Origin of the sequence: Bradyrhizobium cosmicum, assembly GCF_032290525.1 — a bacterium.
GTDB lineage: Bacteria > Pseudomonadota > Alphaproteobacteria > Rhizobiales > Xanthobacteraceae > Bradyrhizobium > Bradyrhizobium cosmicum_A.
On record NZ_JASXTA010000006.1, the window covers coordinates 136934 to 152880 of the forward strand.

Below are 15947 nucleotides of genomic sequence, written 5' to 3' on the forward strand. Positions count from 1 at the left end.
GCGACGCTGCTGCCCCATCCTCGATGTCGTCCCGGATCAGCGCTCCGCTTCGCTGCGCTTGTCCGGGACGACAGCTGCTATTGCCGCTCGATCCCGGCGCATCTCACACCGCAATGATGTGATCGTCGATCTCGTCGACCTTGTTGACGCCGCACAGCCCCATCGTGGTCAGCAGCTCCTTCTGGATGATCTCGATCGCCTTGGCGACGCCGGCCTGGCCGCCGGCACCGAGGCCATAGGCATAGGCGCGGCCGATCATGCAGGACTTGGCGCCGAGTGCCAGCGCGCGCGTCACGTCCTGGCCGGAGCGGATGCCGCCGTCGAACATGATCTCCATCCTGTCACCAACCGCGTCGACGATCTCGGGCAGCACCTCGATCGAGGACGGCGCGCCATCGAGTTGCCGGCCGCCATGGTTGGAGACCACGATCGCCTGCGCACCGGTCTTGGCGGCAAGCTCGGCGTCCTCGACGTCGAGAATGCCCTTCAGCACCAGCTTGCCCGGCCAGATCGAGCGGATCCAGTCGATGTCGCTCCAGTTCAGCGAGGTGTCGAACTGCGAGTTGATCCAGGTCGACAGTGAGGTGATGTCGTCGCTGACCTTCAGATGGCCGGCGAGGTTGCCGAAGGTGCGGCGCTTGCCCTGCAGCACGCCCGACACCCAGGCCGGCTTGGTGGCAAAGTCGATCAGCTTCGACAGCGACCATTCCGGCGGTACCGTCATGCCGTTCTTGATGTCCTGGTGGCGCTGTCCGATCACCTGCAGATCGACGGTCAGCACCAGCGCCGAGCATTTCGCCGCGATCGCGCGCTCGATCAGCGCCTTGATGAAGCCGCGGTCCTTCATGACGTAGAGCTGGAACCAGAACGGCTTCTCGACATTGGCAGCGATGTCCTCGATCGAGCAGATCGACATTGTTGACTGCGTGAACGGGATGCCGGCGGCCTGCGCGGCGCGGCAGGCGTGGATCTCGCCGTCGCCATGCTGCATGCCGAGCAGGCCGACGGGCGCGAGGATCAGCGGCATGGTCGAGGGCTCGCCCAGGATCGTGGTCGAGGTGTCGCGCCTGGAGACGTCGACCAGGATGCGCTGGCGGAACTTGATGTTCTGCATGTCGTCGCGGTTGGCGCGCAGCGTTTCCTCGGCATAGGAGCCGCGGTCGCAATAGTCGAAGAACGCCTTCGGCACGCGTCGCTGATGCAGCGCGCGAAGGTCGTCGATACAGGTGATGTGCTTCATGGACGTTTTCCCCGGCCCGTCTTTGTCGGAAAGTCTTGCATCGGAAGTTTGAGGGGTCATCTAGCATGGTTGGATGCACAGCCAAATCGTTTGCGGGGAAGGCACCATGACCAGGCGGCACAGCGAGCCGACACCGGAGGAGATCAAGGAGAAGCAGGCCCTCGAGGACGCCCTTGAAGAGGGGCTTGAAGAGACCTTTCCGGGCTCCGATCCAGTCAATGTCATCCAGCCGGCGCCGAGCCGCGGGGACGGTCATGTGAAGCGGACGGACTAGGAGGGATTACCTCCCGCTCGACGTTCCGTCGGAAATATAATGTTAACAATGAGTTACTTGAGCGAAGGCAAGCCCGGTTCCGTAATGATTCATCATATTTTTTGAAGCCAAATTAGCCGCGATGGCTTTATAACACCTCAGCAAATCAGGGATGCGGGGCCCGTTCGGGCCAGGTTGCAACGAGGATTCCTGGTTGTTGCGCTGGGGGACGATATGAGCCGCAAATATTTCGGGACGGACGGGATTCGGGGCCGCGCCAACGGACTGATCACGCCGGAGCTCGCGCTCAAGGTCGGCCAAGCCGCTGGCCTTGCGTTTCAGCGCGGCGAACACCGTCACCGGGTCGTGATCGGCAAGGACACCCGCCTGTCCGGCTACATGATCGAATATGCGATGGTCGCGGGCTTCACCTCGGTCGGCATGGACGTGCTGCTGGTCGGCCCGATGCCGACGCCGGCGGTCGCGATGCTCACCAAGTCGATGCGCGCCGATCTCGGCGTGATGATCTCGGCCTCGCACAATCTGTTCGAGGACAACGGCATCAAGCTGTTCGGTCCGCAGGGCTTCAAGCTCTCCGACGACGTCGAGAAGCAGATCGAGCAGCTGCTCGACGAGCCCATCGACAAGCGGCTTGCGCAAAGCGCGAGCCTCGGCCGCGCCCGCCGCATCGACGGCGTGCATGACCGCTACATCGAATTCGCCAAGCGCACGCTGCCGCGCGACCTCTCGCTCGACGGCCTGCGCGTCGTGATCGATTGCGCCAACGGGGCCGCCTACAAGGTGGTGCCGGAAGCGCTGTGGGAATTGGGCGCCGACGTCGTGCCGATCGGCGTCGAGCCGGACGGTTTCAACATCAACAAGGAATGCGGCTCGACCTCGCCCGAAGCGCTGTCGAAGAAGGTGCGCGAGATGCGCGCCGACATCGGCATTGCGCTCGACGGCGACGCCGATCGCGTCATCCTGGTCGACGAGCGCGGTCATCTCGTCGACGGCGACCAGCTGCTGGCGGTGATCGCGCAGAGCTGGAAGGAAGACGGACGCCTCTCGCGTCCGGGCATCGTCGCTACCGTGATGTCCAATCTCGGTCTCGAGCGTTTCCTGAACGGGCAGGGGCTCGATCTCGTGCGCACGCCGGTCGGCGACCGCTACGTGCTCGAGCAGATGCTGAGCGGCGGCTACAATCTCGGCGGCGAGCAGTCCGGCCACATCATCCTGTCCGACTACGCCACCACCGGCGACGGCTTCGTCGCCGCGCTGCAGGTGCTGGCCGTGGTGCAGAGGTCGCGGCGTCCGGTGTCGGAAGTCTGCCACCGCTTCGATCCGCTGCCGCAGATTCTCAAGAACGTCCGCCACAAGGGCGGCAAGCCGCTCGACAATTCCGACGTCAAGTCGGCCATCTCCGACGGCGAGAAGCGCCTCAACGGCCACGGCCGCCTGCTGATCCGATCCTCCGGCACCGAGCCCGTGATCCGCGTCATGGGCGAGGGCGAGGACCGCATTCTGGTCGAGGACGTCGTCGACACCATCGTCTCCGCGCTCGGCCAGGCTGCGGCTTGAGCCGCGTCGCGACGCGCCCGTAGTATGGTAGGGTGGGCAAAGCGAAGCGTGCCCACCGCTTCTGTTGCAGTCTTCGATCGATGGTGGCACGGCGCAAGCGCGCCTTTGCCCACCCTACGATTCCTGCTTCTCGGCGACATCCTAAACCCTCAGGGCGAGGACCCCGCGAAAGCGGGCGTCTCGAACCCATGCAGGCCGTGCTGTTCCGCAGAAGAACCGGCCGCGCATTCCAGCCATTTGCGATTGGCGGTGGTTCCACCACTCCTTGCATCGTAATCAGCTTGTCGCGGCAATCTGCCGCGCCGGATCGCTGCCTTGAACAAGCCAGTCGTCGTCTCACAGGAAACGCTGACCGAGCCGGTCGTCGTCAGCGACGTCGCCCCCGCTGTCGCCAAGGCCGCGGGGCCGGCCTATGTCGTGCTCGCCGGCATCAGCTTCTCGCACTTCCTCAACGACACCATGCAATCGCTGATCGCCTCGGTGTATCCGATCCTGAAGGATACCTACGCGCTCGACTTCGCGCAGATCGGCATGATCACGCTGGCCTTCCAGTTCACCGCCTCGCTGCTTCAGCCGATGGTCGGCCACTACACCGACAAGAAGGCGCAGCCTTATTCGCTGGCGATCGGCATGGCCTCGACCTTTTTCGGCCTCTTGCTGCTCAGCGCCGCGCACCAATATCTCGTCATCCTCGTCGCCGCCGCGCTGGTCGGCCTCGGCTCCGCGGTATTTCATCCGGAGTCCGCGCGCATCGCGCGGCTCGCCTCCGGCGGCCGCTACGGCTTTGCGCAATCGGTGTTCCAGCTCGGCGGCAGCTTCGGCACCTCGATGGGGCCGGTGCTGGCCGCGCTGATCGTGGTGCCGTTCGGGCAGGGCAGCATCGCCTGGTTCTCCTCGATCGCGTTCCTTGCGATACTCATCCTCTGGCGTATCGGCCGCTGGTACGCACCGCAGATCACGACGAGGACGGCCGCGCCGGTTCATACCCAGCCCGGCGCGCCGAGCTCGCGCCGAGTCGCGGTCGCCCTGCTCGTGCTGGTCGCGCTGCTGTTCTCGAAACAGCTCTATGTCTCCAGCCTGTCGAGCTACTACATCTTCTACCTGATCGACCGTTTCGGCGTGTCGACGCAGGCCGCGCAGATCTATCTCTTCATCTTTCTCGCGGCGAATGCGGTCGGGGCGTTTCTCGGCGGCCCCCTTGGCGATCGCTTCGGCCGCAAGATCGTGATCTGGATTTCCATTCTCGGCGCGCTGCCGTTCACGCTGGCATTGCCCTATGCCGGGCTCTATGCCAGCGCAGTGCTGTCGGTCGTCATCGGCCTGATCATCTCCTCGACCACGTCGTCGATCATTGTGTTCGCGCAGGAACTGGTGCCGCATCGCTTCGGCATGATCTCCGGCGTGTTCTTCGGCGTCGCCTTCGGCATCGGCGGCCTCGGCGCGGCCGCGCTCGGCAAGCTCGCGGACCACACCTCGATCGCGTTCGTCTATCAGGTCTGCGCTTACCTTCCGGCGATCGGCCTGCTCGCGGTGTTCCTGCCCAAGCTGCCGCGGCACACGCGTTAACAAATCTTCTTTCGCTGCATTGCGGCTTCATACATCGTTAGTAATTGCCCTTCGCGAACGCCGCATTTTTGCAACGCTTACGCCGCATCCGCGCGAGTAGTCAGAAAAAATCAACCTTAAAAATTAGGGTTAAGTGGCGCTTAAACATTTGGTGCCATCGTCCCCCCGTGAGTTTCCAGAACGTGAGGCCTGCGTGTTTGCCTCACCGGCCAAAAGGACGAAGCCAATGCGTAGCGTTAAGTCTCTCCTTGCCGCGGGTGCGGCATCCCTGATCTCGTCGATGGCGTTCGCCGCCGATATGCCGATCGCGGCGCCCCCTCCGATGTACGCGCCGCCGGCCCCGCCCGCCGATTTCGGCGGCTGGTATCTCCGCGGCGACGTCGGCATGACCAACCAGAGCGCCAAGCGCATCGACAGCGCCCTGCCGGCTGGGTACACCAAGTCGACGGAGGGCCTCGGCTTCGACTCTTCGCCGCTGTTCGATCTCGGCGTCGGCTATCGCTTCAACAATTGGTTCCGTGCCGACGTGATCGGCCAGTACCGTGGCAAGGCCAATCTGCACGGCAGCGACAACGTCGTCGGACCCGGCTTCGTCGGCGTCAACAACTACACCGGCAGCAAGTCCGAGTGGGTCGTCATGGCCAACGCCTATGTCGACCTCGGCACCTGGTGGTGCATCACCCCGTTCATCGGCGCCGGTGTCGGCGGCTCCTACAACAAGATCAGCGGCTTCCGCGACGACGGCGTGTCGTACAACCCAGGGCTCAACAACAGCGTCGCTTACTTCGCCGATAACGGGAAGTGGAATCTTGCCTGGGCGGCCCATGCCGGTCTCGCCTACAAGGTCAACCCCGGCTTCACCGTCGAACTGGCCTACAGCTACATGAACCTCGGCGACGCGGCCCCCGGCAACTATCGCTTGTTCGACAACAGCGCCTCCGGCCCGACCTCGATCAAGGTCAGGGACATCACCTCGCACGACGTCAAGCTCGGCGTGCGCTGGGATCTCAACAGCCCGCCGGCCTACATGCCGCCGCTCGTCACCAAGGGCTGATCGTCCGCTTCATCGCTTAACGTCTCTTAACGGCGCGGGGTCATCCCGCGCCGTTTTGCTTTGCGAATTTTTCATGGCGAGTGGCGACGAAAGCCTCCGGCGCAACCATTGGTTAAGGTTAACGAGCCATGATCAGCATCGAAAGTTCGAGTTCGATGGAGCGTTGCGATGCGTGGGCTTTTGTTGGCGGCGGCGATGTTGGGGACGGTGTCTGCTGCGCACGCGGCCGACATGCCGGATCTACCGTTCCTGCGCGGCAGCTTCACCGACGGCCTGTCGAAGACGTCCCATAACTGGGACGGCTTCTATGTCGGCGGCCAGTTCGGCTTTGCCACGACCGACGTGGATTTCAGCCATGCCCCGAAGTCGATGACCGACTTCATGCTTCGCAACAGCATTCTCCAGGCGCCGGTCGGCGGATGGTCGCTGCTGCCTAAGAACCACGTGCAGTCGACCGGGTTCGGCGCCTATGTGGGCAAGAACTGGCAGCTCTACGACGCCGTGATGGGCATCGAAGCCAACTACAGCTACATGAACAACATCTCGAGCTCGGCCAGCGACTCCATGGTGCGAATTCTCCCGGGTGAGGAAGGTCCAGCTGGCCATACCTATACTTATAACACCTGGCTCGGTGGCGGCGCTTCGCTGAAGCTCAAGGATTACGCCACCTTCCGCGGCCGGATCGGCTGGGACGGCGGCGACTTCATGCCGTATGGCTTCGCCGGTCTGGCGATCGGGCGCGCCGAAGTCTCGCGATTTGCGGTCGTGAGCTGGCAGAAATACGACGACTTTGACGAGACCGTGGTCAGCGGCGGCGTGGCCACGACGGTTCACCGTCATCTGCCCATCGACTCAGACACGCTGTCCAAGACCGAGCAGCGGACGAACAGCTTCATGTACGGTTGGACCGCCGGCATCGGTGTTGAATACGCGATCTACGGCTGCATCCTCCTTCGCGCCGAATGGGAGCATGTCGGCTTCTCGAACGTGAAGGACATCACTGTCGGGCTGAACAATTTCCGCGTTGGCGCAGGCTACAAGTTCTGAGCCCGCTCCCTGTTGACAGGTTGTTTCCGTCCTGATGCTCTGTCGCTCCAAAATGGGGCGGCGGCGATGCAGATCTACGGCGATACCAATTCCGGAAATTGTCTCAAGGTGAAGTGGGTCTGCGACAAGCTCGCGCTGCCTTACCAGTGGATCGAGATCGACACCCGCAAGGGCGAGACGCGCACGCCGCAATTCCTGAAGATGAACGGCGCCGGCCAGGTGCCGACCGTCACGTTCGACGACGGCCGCACGCTGGCGCAGTCCAATGCCATCATCCGCTATCTCGCCCGCGACAGCGCGCTGATTCCGGGCGACGCCTTCATTGCTGCCAAGATGGACGAATGGCTGTTCTGGGAGCAGTACAGCCACGAGCCCTATATCGCGGTGTGCCGCTTCCAGCTGGTCTATCTCGGCAAGGATGCATCCGAGCTCGACCCCGACAAGGTCAAGCGCGGCTATGCGGCGCTTGACCGCATGGAGCAGCATCTTGCCGCAAGCCGCTTCTTCGCCGGCGAGGCGGTTTCGCTCGCCGACGTCTCGCTGCTCGCCTATACGCGCGTGGCGCACGAAGGTGGCTTCGATCTCGGCCGGCACGCCGCTATCCGCCGCTGGATCGGCGAGCTGGAGGCCTGGCTCGGCCTTCCGCCGGCGCGCTGAGCCGGGAGTTTCCTGCATGAACAACAAGTCCGTTTCCATTCGTCCGGCACGCCGCGAGGACGTCGCGGCGATGGTCGCGATGCTGGCCGACGATCATCTCGGGCGCGCGCGCGAGCGCGTGGAGGATCCGCTGCCTGCCGTCTACTACGAAGCGTTCGAGCGGGTTCAGCGCGATCCCAATCTCACGCTCGTGGTCGCCGAGAGCGAGGGCAGGGTGGTCGGCTGTTTGCAGCTCGCCGTTCTGCCCGGCATCAGCTCGCAAGGCGGCATCCGCGGTCTGCTCGAAGATGTTCGCGTTGCTTCCGATTGTCGCAGCCGCGGCATCGGCGAGCAGTTGGTGCAGTGGGCCGTCACGGAGGCGAAAGCGCGCGGCTGCAATCTGGTCGAATTGCTGACGCATCAGACGCGAACAGATGCGCAGCGCTTCTACAAGCGGCTTGGATTCGCTGCGAGTCATGTGGGCATGACTGTTCGCTTTTGAGGCAGCTCGTCGCGGCCGTTGCGCCATCAGCACAAACAGATCGCGCGTTCGTTCATATTAAGAGCTGATAAACTACCCGTCCGTCGTTTGCGTTGTTCCGGGAACGAACGGTGCTACGGCAGCTTCTGCAACCGGGCTCGGTCGGTTCGGGGATTTCGATGACAAGCTATTCCATGATCAAGGTCGGCAACGACTACGTTGTGCAGGCCAACGACAAATGCATTTTGAAAGTCGGCAGCCGCCGCCGCGCCGCGCAATTGATCAGCGATGCCACGGACTTGCTGAACGCGCTTGCCGTGGTGGATTCTCCAAAAATCGCGCCCGAGGCGCCATCACTGAGGCGTGAGCCCCCGGAACTTCCTTGACGACTCTTCCTGTTTCCCGTATCAGCCGCGGCGGGACACCTCCCCCCAACGGGAGGCTTACTATCTGGAAGGGTAGATCATGACTGTAGCGAAGCCCGCTTCGCGGCCGAACGTGCCGCATTTCTCCTCCGGTCCCTGCGCCAAGCGCCCCGGCTGGAACGCCCAAAATCTCAAGGACGCGGCGCTCGGCCGTTCGCATCGCGCGAAGGTTGGCAAGACCAAGCTCAAGCTCGCGATCGATCTGACCCGCGAGGTGCTCGAAGTGCCCGCCGATTATCGCATCGGCATCGTGCCGGCCTCCGATACCGGCGCGGTCGAGATGGCGCTGTGGTCGCTCTTGGGTGCGCGGCCCGTCACCACGCTCGCCTGGGAATCCTTCGGCGAGGGCTGGGTCAGCGACATCGTCAAGGAATTGAAGCTCAAGGACGTCACCAAGCTCAATGCGGCCTATGGTGAGCTCCCCGATCTCTCCAAGGTCGATCCGAAGTCGGACGTGGTCTTCACCTGGAACGGCACCACGTCAGGCGTGCGCGTGCCGAACGCCGACTGGATCAGTGCGACCCGCGAAGGCCTGACCATTTGCGACGCGACGTCCGCCGCATTCGCGCAACCCCTCGACTGGGCCAAGCTCGACGTCGTCACCTTCTCCTGGCAGAAGGCGCTCGGCGGCGAAGCCGCGCACGGCATGCTGATCCTGTCGCCCCGCGCGGTGGAGCGGCTCGAGACCTACAAGCCGGCCTGGCCGTTGCCGAAGATCTTCCGCATGACCAAGGGCGGCAAGATCAACGAAGGCATCTTCGTCGGCGAAACCATCAACACGCCCTCGATGCTCTGCGTCGAGGACTATCTCGATGCGCTGAACTGGGCCAAGTCGATCGGCGGTCTCAAGGCGCTGATCGCACGCGCCGACGCCAACACCAAGGTGCTCGCCGACTGGAAGGCGAAGACGCCCTGGATCGACTTCCTGGCCAAGGACGCCGCGATCCGCTCCAACACCTCGGTGTGCCTGAAGTTCACCGATCCCGCGATCACCTCGCTGTCCGAGGACGCGCAAGCCGACTTCTCCAAGAAGCTGGTCGCGCTGGTCGAGAAGGAGGGCGCCGGCTACGACTTCGCGTACTACCGCGATGCGCCGGCCGGCCTGCGCATCTGGTGCGGCGCCACCGTCGAGGCCAGCGACGTCGAGCTGCTGACGCAGTGGATCGACTGGGCCTTTGCCGAGACCAGGGCCGCGCTCGCCAAGGCGGCGTAAGCAAGCTTCGCTCGTCGCGTTATCTCATCTCGTCATGGCCGGGCTTGACCCGGCCATCCATCGAAGACAATGGATCCGCGGGTCAAGCCCGCGGATGACGGTCTCAGATTTATCGACCATCAGGGATCATCCCCATGACCAAACCCAAAGTTCTCATTTCCGACGCGCTCTCTCCCGCCGCCGTTCAGATCTTCAGGGATCGCGGCGTCGACGTCGACTTCCAGCCCAATCTCGGCAAGGACAAGGACAAGCTCGCCGAGATCATCGGCAATTACGACGGCCTCGCGATCCGCTCCGCGACCAAGGCGACTGCGAAGATCCTGGAGAAGGCGACCAATCTCAAGGTGATCGGCCGCGCCGGCATCGGCGTCGACAATGTCGAGATCCCCGCGGCCACGGCCAGGGGCATCATCGTGATGAACACGCCGTTCGGCAATTCGATCACCACCGCCGAGCACGCGATCACCCTGATGCTGGCGCTGGCGCGCGAGATCCCCCAGGCCGACGCCTCGACCCAGGCCGGCAAGTGGGAGAAGAACCGCTTCATGGGCGTCGAGATCACCGGCAAGGTGCTGGGCGTGGTCGGCTGTGGCAACATCGGCTCGATCGTCGCCGACCGCGCGCTCGGCCTGCGCATGAAGGTCGTCGCGTTCGATCCGTTCCTGTCGCCGGAGCGCGCCAAGGACATCGGCGTCGAGAAGGTCGAGCTTGACGACCTGCTCAAGCGTGCCGACTTCATCACGCTGCACACCCCGCTGACCGAGAAGACGAAGAACATCATCGACGCGGCAGCCATTGCGAAAATGAAGAAGGGCGTGCGGCTGATCAACTGCGCCCGCGGCGGCCTCGTCGACGAGCAGGCGGTGATCGATGCGCTCAACGCCAAGCACATCGCGGGCGCTGCCTTCGACGTCTTCGTCGAGGAACCCGCGACCAAGAACGTGCTGTTCGGCCATCCCAACGTGATCTGCACGCCGCATCTCGGCGCCTCTACCACGGAAGCGCAGGAGAACGTCGCGCTCCAGGTCGCCGAGCAGATGTCGGACTATCTGCTGACCGGCGCGATCTCGAACGCGGTCAACTTCCCCTCGATCACGGCGGAAGAGGCGCCGAAGCTGAAGCCGTTCATCACGCTCGCCGAGAAGCTCGGCTCGTTCGCCGGCCAGCTCACCGAGAGCGGCATCCTCAAGGTCGAGATCACCTATGAGGGCCATGTCGCCGAGATGAAGATCAAGGCGATCACCTCGGCGGTGCTGTCGGGCCTGCTGCGGCCGATGCTGGGCGAGGTCAACGTGGTGTCCGCGCCCGTCGTTGCCAAGGAGCGCGGCATGGTGGTGGACGAGATCGTGCGCGCCGCCCAGAGCGACTATGAAAGCCTGATCACCGTCACCGTCACCACCGAGCGGCAGGAGCGGTCGGTCTCCGGCACCGTCTATGCCGACGGCAAGCCGCGCCTGGTCGACATCAAGGGCATCCGCGTCGATGCCGAGTTCGGCAAGTCGATGATCTACGTCACCAACGAGGACAAGCCCGGCTTCATCGGCAGGTTCGCGAGCCTGCTCGGCGATGCCAAGCTCAACATTGCCACGTTCCATCTCGGCCGCGTCGCGCCAGGCAGCGACGCCATCGCGCTGGTCGAGGTCGACGGCGCCGTGCCGGCGGACCTGCTCGCCAAGGTGCAGGCCCTGCCCCAGGTCAAGCAGGCCAAGGCGCTGACGTTCTAGCAATTGTCATTCCGGGGCGATGCGAAGCATCGAACCCGGAATCTCGAGATTCCGGGTCCGCGTTTTCGCGCGCCCCGGAATGACGCTGATCATATATTCCGATCTGCGGAACAATGCCGCCCTTCTCGCGATGGCGGCGTTTTTGTTGATGCTGCGCGACGCTTTATTTCTCCCGCAGCCTTCCAACTTTGTGTACCAATGGCGTCCAGAACGCTCCGTACCAATCGTTCGAAAGGGAGAAAACAATGCGTGAAGCCGTCATCGTTTCCTATGCACGCACGGGCCTGGCCAAGTCCGGCCGCGGTGGATTCAACATCACGCCGCCGATGTCGCTGGCCGCGCATGCGATCAAGCACGCGGTGAGCCGCGCCGGCGTCGAGAAGGACTATGTCGAGGACTGCTATCTCGGCAATTGCGCCCATGGTGCGCCGAACATCGGCCGTCAGGCCGCGCTGCTCGCCGGACTGCCGACCACCACGGCCGGCGTCTCGGTGAACCGCTTCTGCTCCTCGGGTCTGCAGACCATCGCGATGGCCGCCAACTCGATCCGCTCCGACGGCGCCGACTGCATCGTCGCCGGCGGTGTCGAGAGTATCTCGATCCCCGGCGGCGGTACGCCGAAGGAATCGATCGATCCCGAATTGCTCAAGGTCGCGCCCGATATCTTCATGGCGATGATCGACACCGCCGACATCGTCGCCGAGCGCTACAAGCTCAGCCGCGAATACCAGGACGAGTTCTCGCTGGAATCGCAGCGCCGCATGGCGTCAGCGCAGCAGGCCGGCAAGTTCAAGGACGAGATCGTCCCGATGAAGACCAAGATGAAGGTCGTCGACAAGGCGACCAAAGCGGAATCGATTGTCGATTACGTCGTCGATCGCGACGAGTGCAACCGGCCCGAGACGACGCTGGAGGGCCTTGCCAAGCTCGAGCCGGTGAAGGGCCCCGGCAAGTTCGTCACCGCCGGCAATGCCAGCCAGCTCTCCGACGGCGCCGCCGCCGTGGTGCTGATGGAAGCCAAGGACGCCGAGAAGCGCGGGCTCAAGCCGCTCGGCCGCTTCGTCGCCTGGGCGACCGCCGGCTGCGAGCCCGACGAGATGGGCATCGGCCCCGTGTTCGCGATCCCGAAGCTGCTCAAGCGCACCGGCCTGAAGATCGACGACATCGATCTGTGGGAGCTCAACGAGGCCTTCGCCAGCCAGTGCCTCTATTCGCGCGACAAGCTCGGCATCGATCCCGCCAAGTACAACGTCAACGGTGGCTCGATCGCGATCGGCCATCCCTTCGGCATGACCGGCGCGCGTCTCACCGGCCACATCCTCCAGGAAGGTGCGCGCCGCAAGGCGAAGTGGGGCGTCGTGACCATGTGCATCGGCGGCGGCCAGGGCGGCGCGGGGCTGTTCGAGATTTATAGCTGAGACAGACGGCAGGGCTGCGAAGGGCACGGCGCCGCGGCGCCGTGCCCTTTTGTTTGAGCGCCGGGCCCGGCTGTGTACTCTCTGGGTCACCGGTTTTGTGGGATGAAACGGCTGAAGGACGGTACTCTAAGACAAAGCTTGATGATGAGGGGAAGCGCGAGGACCGGGATATCAGCTGCTCAGGGCTTACGCATCGACGACGATGCTCCTTCAGATTTCAGTCATGGCGCCAACCATTGCGAACGTCAGAAGAATCCGGCGCTCAAATCCAGGCCGTGGGTTCGCGAGAGCACGAACACGAAGGCGCACGCTGCGCACAAAAGGAGCGAGTGTTTCGCCAATTCGGCGCCGGTGACCGAGAGGACCGTGCGGGAAATCGCGCGCATGATTGCTGGCATGTCGCCTCCTGGTCCTTCAAATCCCATGAATCGGCTGCATGCGGCGGCCGTCAGTCGGTGTGCGAAGCGAGGATCAAGGGCGGATCACCTCGCTCGGTTGACGCGCGCTGAATGAGCATGGCGCCGATCACGTGAACGAGGCCGAAGCCCAGAAGAACGAGGATCATCAGGCGCGTCTCGCCGGCTGCTCGCTTTCTGTCATGCGATGCTGGAGATCTGGCTCGAATTGGAGACGCAGCACGGATGCGATTGTTCACGGTCTTCCTCATACGCTTTGGTGTCGCTCATCCCGATCGCCTACGGCGCCGGCGGGTTTGAAATGTAGTGGGTGACGAAATCGTCGGAGGCTGGATCCGCTTGGGGCGCTCGGGGCGGTTATCTCATTGCCGCGAAGGCAAGCACCAGCGCCAGGAGCGTGCCATAGAAGGCGACCACTCCAAGTCTCCATCTCGAAACAAGCCGCCGTTCTTGCTCGGACGCGAGAAACCTGTGCGATTGTCTTTCCAGCTGTGCGATGTCGGTCAATGCGACCTCCTGTTTGATGGCTGTTGTGAAGCCGGCGTGCGATCAATCGCCTCCGAAAAGGAGCGGCGCGACGGGAGGTGCCGGTTGCGAAGCGGCCCTGAGTGCCGGGTGTGCAAAGGTCGTCAACGCTGCGTCGAACCCGGCGAGGACCACGAACAGGCTCACGACGATGATGATGAGGTGATGTGCGCGCACGTTCGCTTGCCGGATGAAATTGCTCCGCGTCGATCAACCAACCGGCATCTCGTCGCGATACGATCTGAACCCACTGTCGTCATCGCCGGCGTTACTCAGTCGTCACTGCGGCGTTAATATTGTTCGCTAAGTCGGCAATTCGTGTAGGATGTATATCCGCGAGCGCATCTGCTCAATTTTGAGGCGGAATGACCGACTCTCCATCTGCGCCGCGCCCGAGTTTTGCGCTCTCGCTTCTTGGACGTTTTGAACTGACTGGGCCGGACGGCGCCGTCAGCTTGCCGAACAAGAAGCTCGCCGGATTGCTGGCCTATCTGGCCTGCACGGCACCTCAGCCTCAGCACCGCGAAAAGCTCTCGACGTTGCTGTGGGGATCTCACTTCGACGCGCAGGCGAAGCAAAACCTGCGACAGGCGCTGTTCAAGCTGCGTCAAGTTCTTGGTCACAGTGCTCTCAGCAGCGACGGCGAATTCATTTCGTTGAATGCCGCTGTGATCACCTGCGATGTGCTGCAATTCGAGCAGCTTGTCAGACGGGGCAGCCGTGACGCGCTGACCGCGGCGGCGGACCTCTATCGCGGGCGCCTCGCCGATGACATCGGGGTCAACGAGGAGGGCTGGACCGAGTGGCTGGCGGGCGAACGTGAGCGGTTATCGGAGCTGGCTGTCGGCGCGATGGTGGCGCTCGGCGAGCATGAATTGTCCGAGGGGCGCACCGGCGATGCCCTGCTCGCCGGCCAGCGTGCCAACGCGCTCAACAGCATGCGCGAGGATGCGCACCGCTTGATCATGCGCGCGTTGTCCGCAGCCGGCCGCAACGCCGAGGCACTCAGATACTATCAGTCCGTCGTTGCCCTGCTGAAGCAAGAGCTTGGCACCGGGCCCGATGCGACAACCAACGCCCTGGCTGCGGAATTGCGCAAGGTTCAGGAGCAGAAGATCGTTCCGGCAGCAGGGGAGGTCGCGACAGAAATTTCGCATCAGGCGGAGCAAATGATCGGCAACGACAAGCCCCGCGTGGCGGTGCTTCCGTTCCGCAATATGGGCGGTGACACCGAACAGGAATACTTTGCCGATGGCGTCACTGCAGACATCATCACCGCTCTATCGCGCTTTCGCGAGCTGGTGGTGATTGCGGCCGGATCGAGCTTTGCCCTTCGGGACAAGGGAATGACCAGCCGGCAGATTGCGCAACAACTCGGTGCCCAATACGTCCTGAGCGGAGATATACGCAAGGCGGGCAACCGCATTCGCGTCTCGGCCGAGCTCACTCATGCCGGCAGCGAAGCCCAGGTCTGGTCCAGTCGCTACGAGCGTCCCCTCACCGACATCTTCGACCTGCAGGACGACGTCAGCAGCAGTGTTGCCGCAGTCGTCGATCCTGCAGTTCGCGGTGCCGAGATCGAACGCGCGCGCCGCAAAGCGCCAACTGATCTTTCGGCCTATGATCTGTATTTGCGCGGCCTTCACTATTTATGGGGCGGCACCCGCGAAGGTGTGATCAAGGCCATCGATCTGCTTCGGCGGTCTCTGAACCTCGATCAGGAGCGAACGGCGACGCTGGCGGCGCTGGCGTGGGGACTCGTCATGGCTCCGCCGCTCGGCGCCAACACGTCTGCGGATGCCACAGCCGAGGCGCTCGGTCTGGCGCGTCGCGCCGTCGAGCAGGATGGTGGGGACGCTTTCGCCCACGCGGTCTATGGCTTCACGCTGTTTGGGCCCGCCGGCGACAACGACCAGGGGCGTATTCACGCCAGCGAAGCCGCAAGGCTCAATCCGAGTTCGGCTTTCGCATGGGGTGTACTCGGAATGATCGACAGCATGGGAGGCGATTATGCCAACGCCGTCGCATGCCTGCATCGGTCTCTCGTCCTCAGTCCCGACGACAGGATGCTGCATTTGTGGATGACGGGATTGACCGCGTCCTGCTTTGCCCTCGGGCAGTACGAGGAGGGCGTTGCCTGGGCGCGCAAGTCGGTTCGGCACAATCCGAGCAACGGCACCGGCCATCGCATGCTCGCGGCCAATCTGGTCGGTGTCGGCCGGCTGGAGGAAGCCCGCGAGGTGACCCGGATCCGCGATGCGGCACAAAAGACGACGATCCGCGATCTGCGCGCCATGCGCTTTTTCAAGCAGAACGAGGCGCTTGAACGCTATCTTTCGGCCCAGCAGGTAGCCGGCGTGGCCGACTGAGC

General features: G+C 63.5%; 15 protein-coding genes. 13 read left to right on the forward strand and 2 right to left on the reverse strand.

Going from position 1 to position 15947, the window contains the following annotated elements:
- Nucleotides 1-103: 103 nt before the first annotated feature.
- On the reverse strand, nucleotides 104-1240 hold the full coding sequence (locus QSV46_RS13315; RefSeq protein ID WP_314951421.1) for an alpha-hydroxy acid oxidase: 1137 nt from the start codon (nucleotides 1238-1240) through the stop codon (nucleotides 104-106).
- 106 nt (nucleotides 1241-1346) lie between these two features.
- Here QSV46_RS13315 and QSV46_RS13320 point away from each other — a divergent pair, with 106 nt between their 5' ends.
- The 12 genes from QSV46_RS13320 to QSV46_RS13375 all read left to right on the forward strand — a co-directional run bounded on the left by QSV46_RS13320 (nucleotide 1347) and on the right by QSV46_RS13375 (nucleotide 12635).
- On the forward strand, nucleotides 1347-1514 hold the full coding sequence (locus QSV46_RS13320) for a hypothetical protein (RefSeq protein ID WP_314951423.1): 168 nt from the start codon (nucleotides 1347-1349) through the stop codon (nucleotides 1512-1514).
- A 213-nt stretch (nucleotides 1515-1727) separates the two neighbouring features.
- Nucleotides 1728-3071 carry a phosphoglucosamine mutase gene (gene glmM, locus QSV46_RS13325; protein ID WP_314951425.1) on the forward strand — a complete coding sequence of 448 codons (1344 nt, stop codon included), beginning with the start codon at nucleotides 1728-1730 and terminating at the stop codon, nucleotides 3069-3071.
- A 315-nt stretch (nucleotides 3072-3386) separates the two neighbouring features.
- Nucleotides 3387-4637 carry an MFS transporter gene (locus QSV46_RS13330; protein ID WP_314951428.1) on the forward strand — a complete coding sequence of 417 codons (1251 nt, stop codon included), beginning with the start codon at nucleotides 3387-3389 and terminating at the stop codon, nucleotides 4635-4637.
- Between the two features lie 226 nt (nucleotides 4638-4863).
- Nucleotides 4864-5691 (forward strand): outer membrane protein, encoded by an 828-nt coding sequence (locus QSV46_RS13335; RefSeq protein WP_314951430.1) that lies wholly within the window; start codon nucleotides 4864-4866, stop codon nucleotides 5689-5691.
- A 168-nt stretch (nucleotides 5692-5859) separates the two neighbouring features.
- Nucleotides 5860-6738: an outer membrane protein gene (locus QSV46_RS13340; RefSeq protein ID WP_314951432.1), complete on the forward strand. Its 879-nt coding sequence runs from the start codon at nucleotides 5860-5862 to the stop codon at nucleotides 6736-6738.
- Nucleotides 6739-6804: 66 nt separating this feature from the next.
- Nucleotides 6805-7395 carry a glutathione S-transferase family protein gene (locus tag QSV46_RS13345; RefSeq protein WP_314951434.1) on the forward strand — a complete coding sequence of 197 codons (591 nt, stop codon included), beginning with the start codon at nucleotides 6805-6807 and terminating at the stop codon, nucleotides 7393-7395.
- A gap of 16 nt (nucleotides 7396-7411) precedes the next feature.
- Entirely contained in the window at nucleotides 7412-7876 is a 465-nt protein-coding gene (locus QSV46_RS13350) for a GNAT family N-acetyltransferase (protein ID WP_314951436.1), read from the forward strand.
- Nucleotides 7877-8049: 173 nt separating this feature from the next.
- Nucleotides 8050-8241, forward strand: a complete 192-nt coding sequence (locus tag QSV46_RS13355) for a hypothetical protein (RefSeq protein WP_314951439.1) — start codon at nucleotides 8050-8052, stop codon at nucleotides 8239-8241.
- A gap of 79 nt (nucleotides 8242-8320) precedes the next feature.
- Nucleotides 8321-9493, forward strand: a complete 1173-nt coding sequence (locus tag QSV46_RS13360; RefSeq protein WP_314951444.1) for a phosphoserine transaminase — start codon at nucleotides 8321-8323, stop codon at nucleotides 9491-9493.
- 134 nt (nucleotides 9494-9627) lie between these two features.
- Entirely contained in the window at nucleotides 9628-11217 is a 1590-nt protein-coding gene (gene serA, locus QSV46_RS13365) for a phosphoglycerate dehydrogenase (protein ID WP_314951447.1), read from the forward strand.
- A gap of 79 nt (nucleotides 11218-11296) precedes the next feature.
- Complete coding sequence (locus QSV46_RS13370; RefSeq protein WP_314951450.1) at nucleotides 11297-11470, forward strand: hypothetical protein; 174 nt, start codon at nucleotides 11297-11299, stop codon at nucleotides 11468-11470.
- On the forward strand, nucleotides 11463-12635 hold the full coding sequence (locus QSV46_RS13375) for an acetyl-CoA C-acyltransferase (protein WP_314951452.1): 1173 nt from the start codon (nucleotides 11463-11465) through the stop codon (nucleotides 12633-12635). The genes QSV46_RS13370 and QSV46_RS13375 overlap by 8 nt, the downstream gene beginning before the upstream one ends.
- Nucleotides 12636-13083: 448 nt before the next feature.
- Here QSV46_RS13375 and QSV46_RS13380 read toward each other — a convergent pair whose 3' ends face one another.
- Complete coding sequence (locus QSV46_RS13380) at nucleotides 13084-13290, reverse strand: hypothetical protein (protein WP_314951455.1); 207 nt, start codon at nucleotides 13288-13290, stop codon at nucleotides 13084-13086.
- A 651-nt stretch (nucleotides 13291-13941) separates the two neighbouring features.
- Between QSV46_RS13380 and QSV46_RS13385 the strand changes: the two genes are divergently transcribed.
- On the forward strand, nucleotides 13942-15945 hold the full coding sequence (locus QSV46_RS13385; protein ID WP_314951458.1) for a BTAD domain-containing putative transcriptional regulator: 2004 nt from the start codon (nucleotides 13942-13944) through the stop codon (nucleotides 15943-15945).
- Nucleotides 15946-15947: the final 2 nt, after the last annotated feature.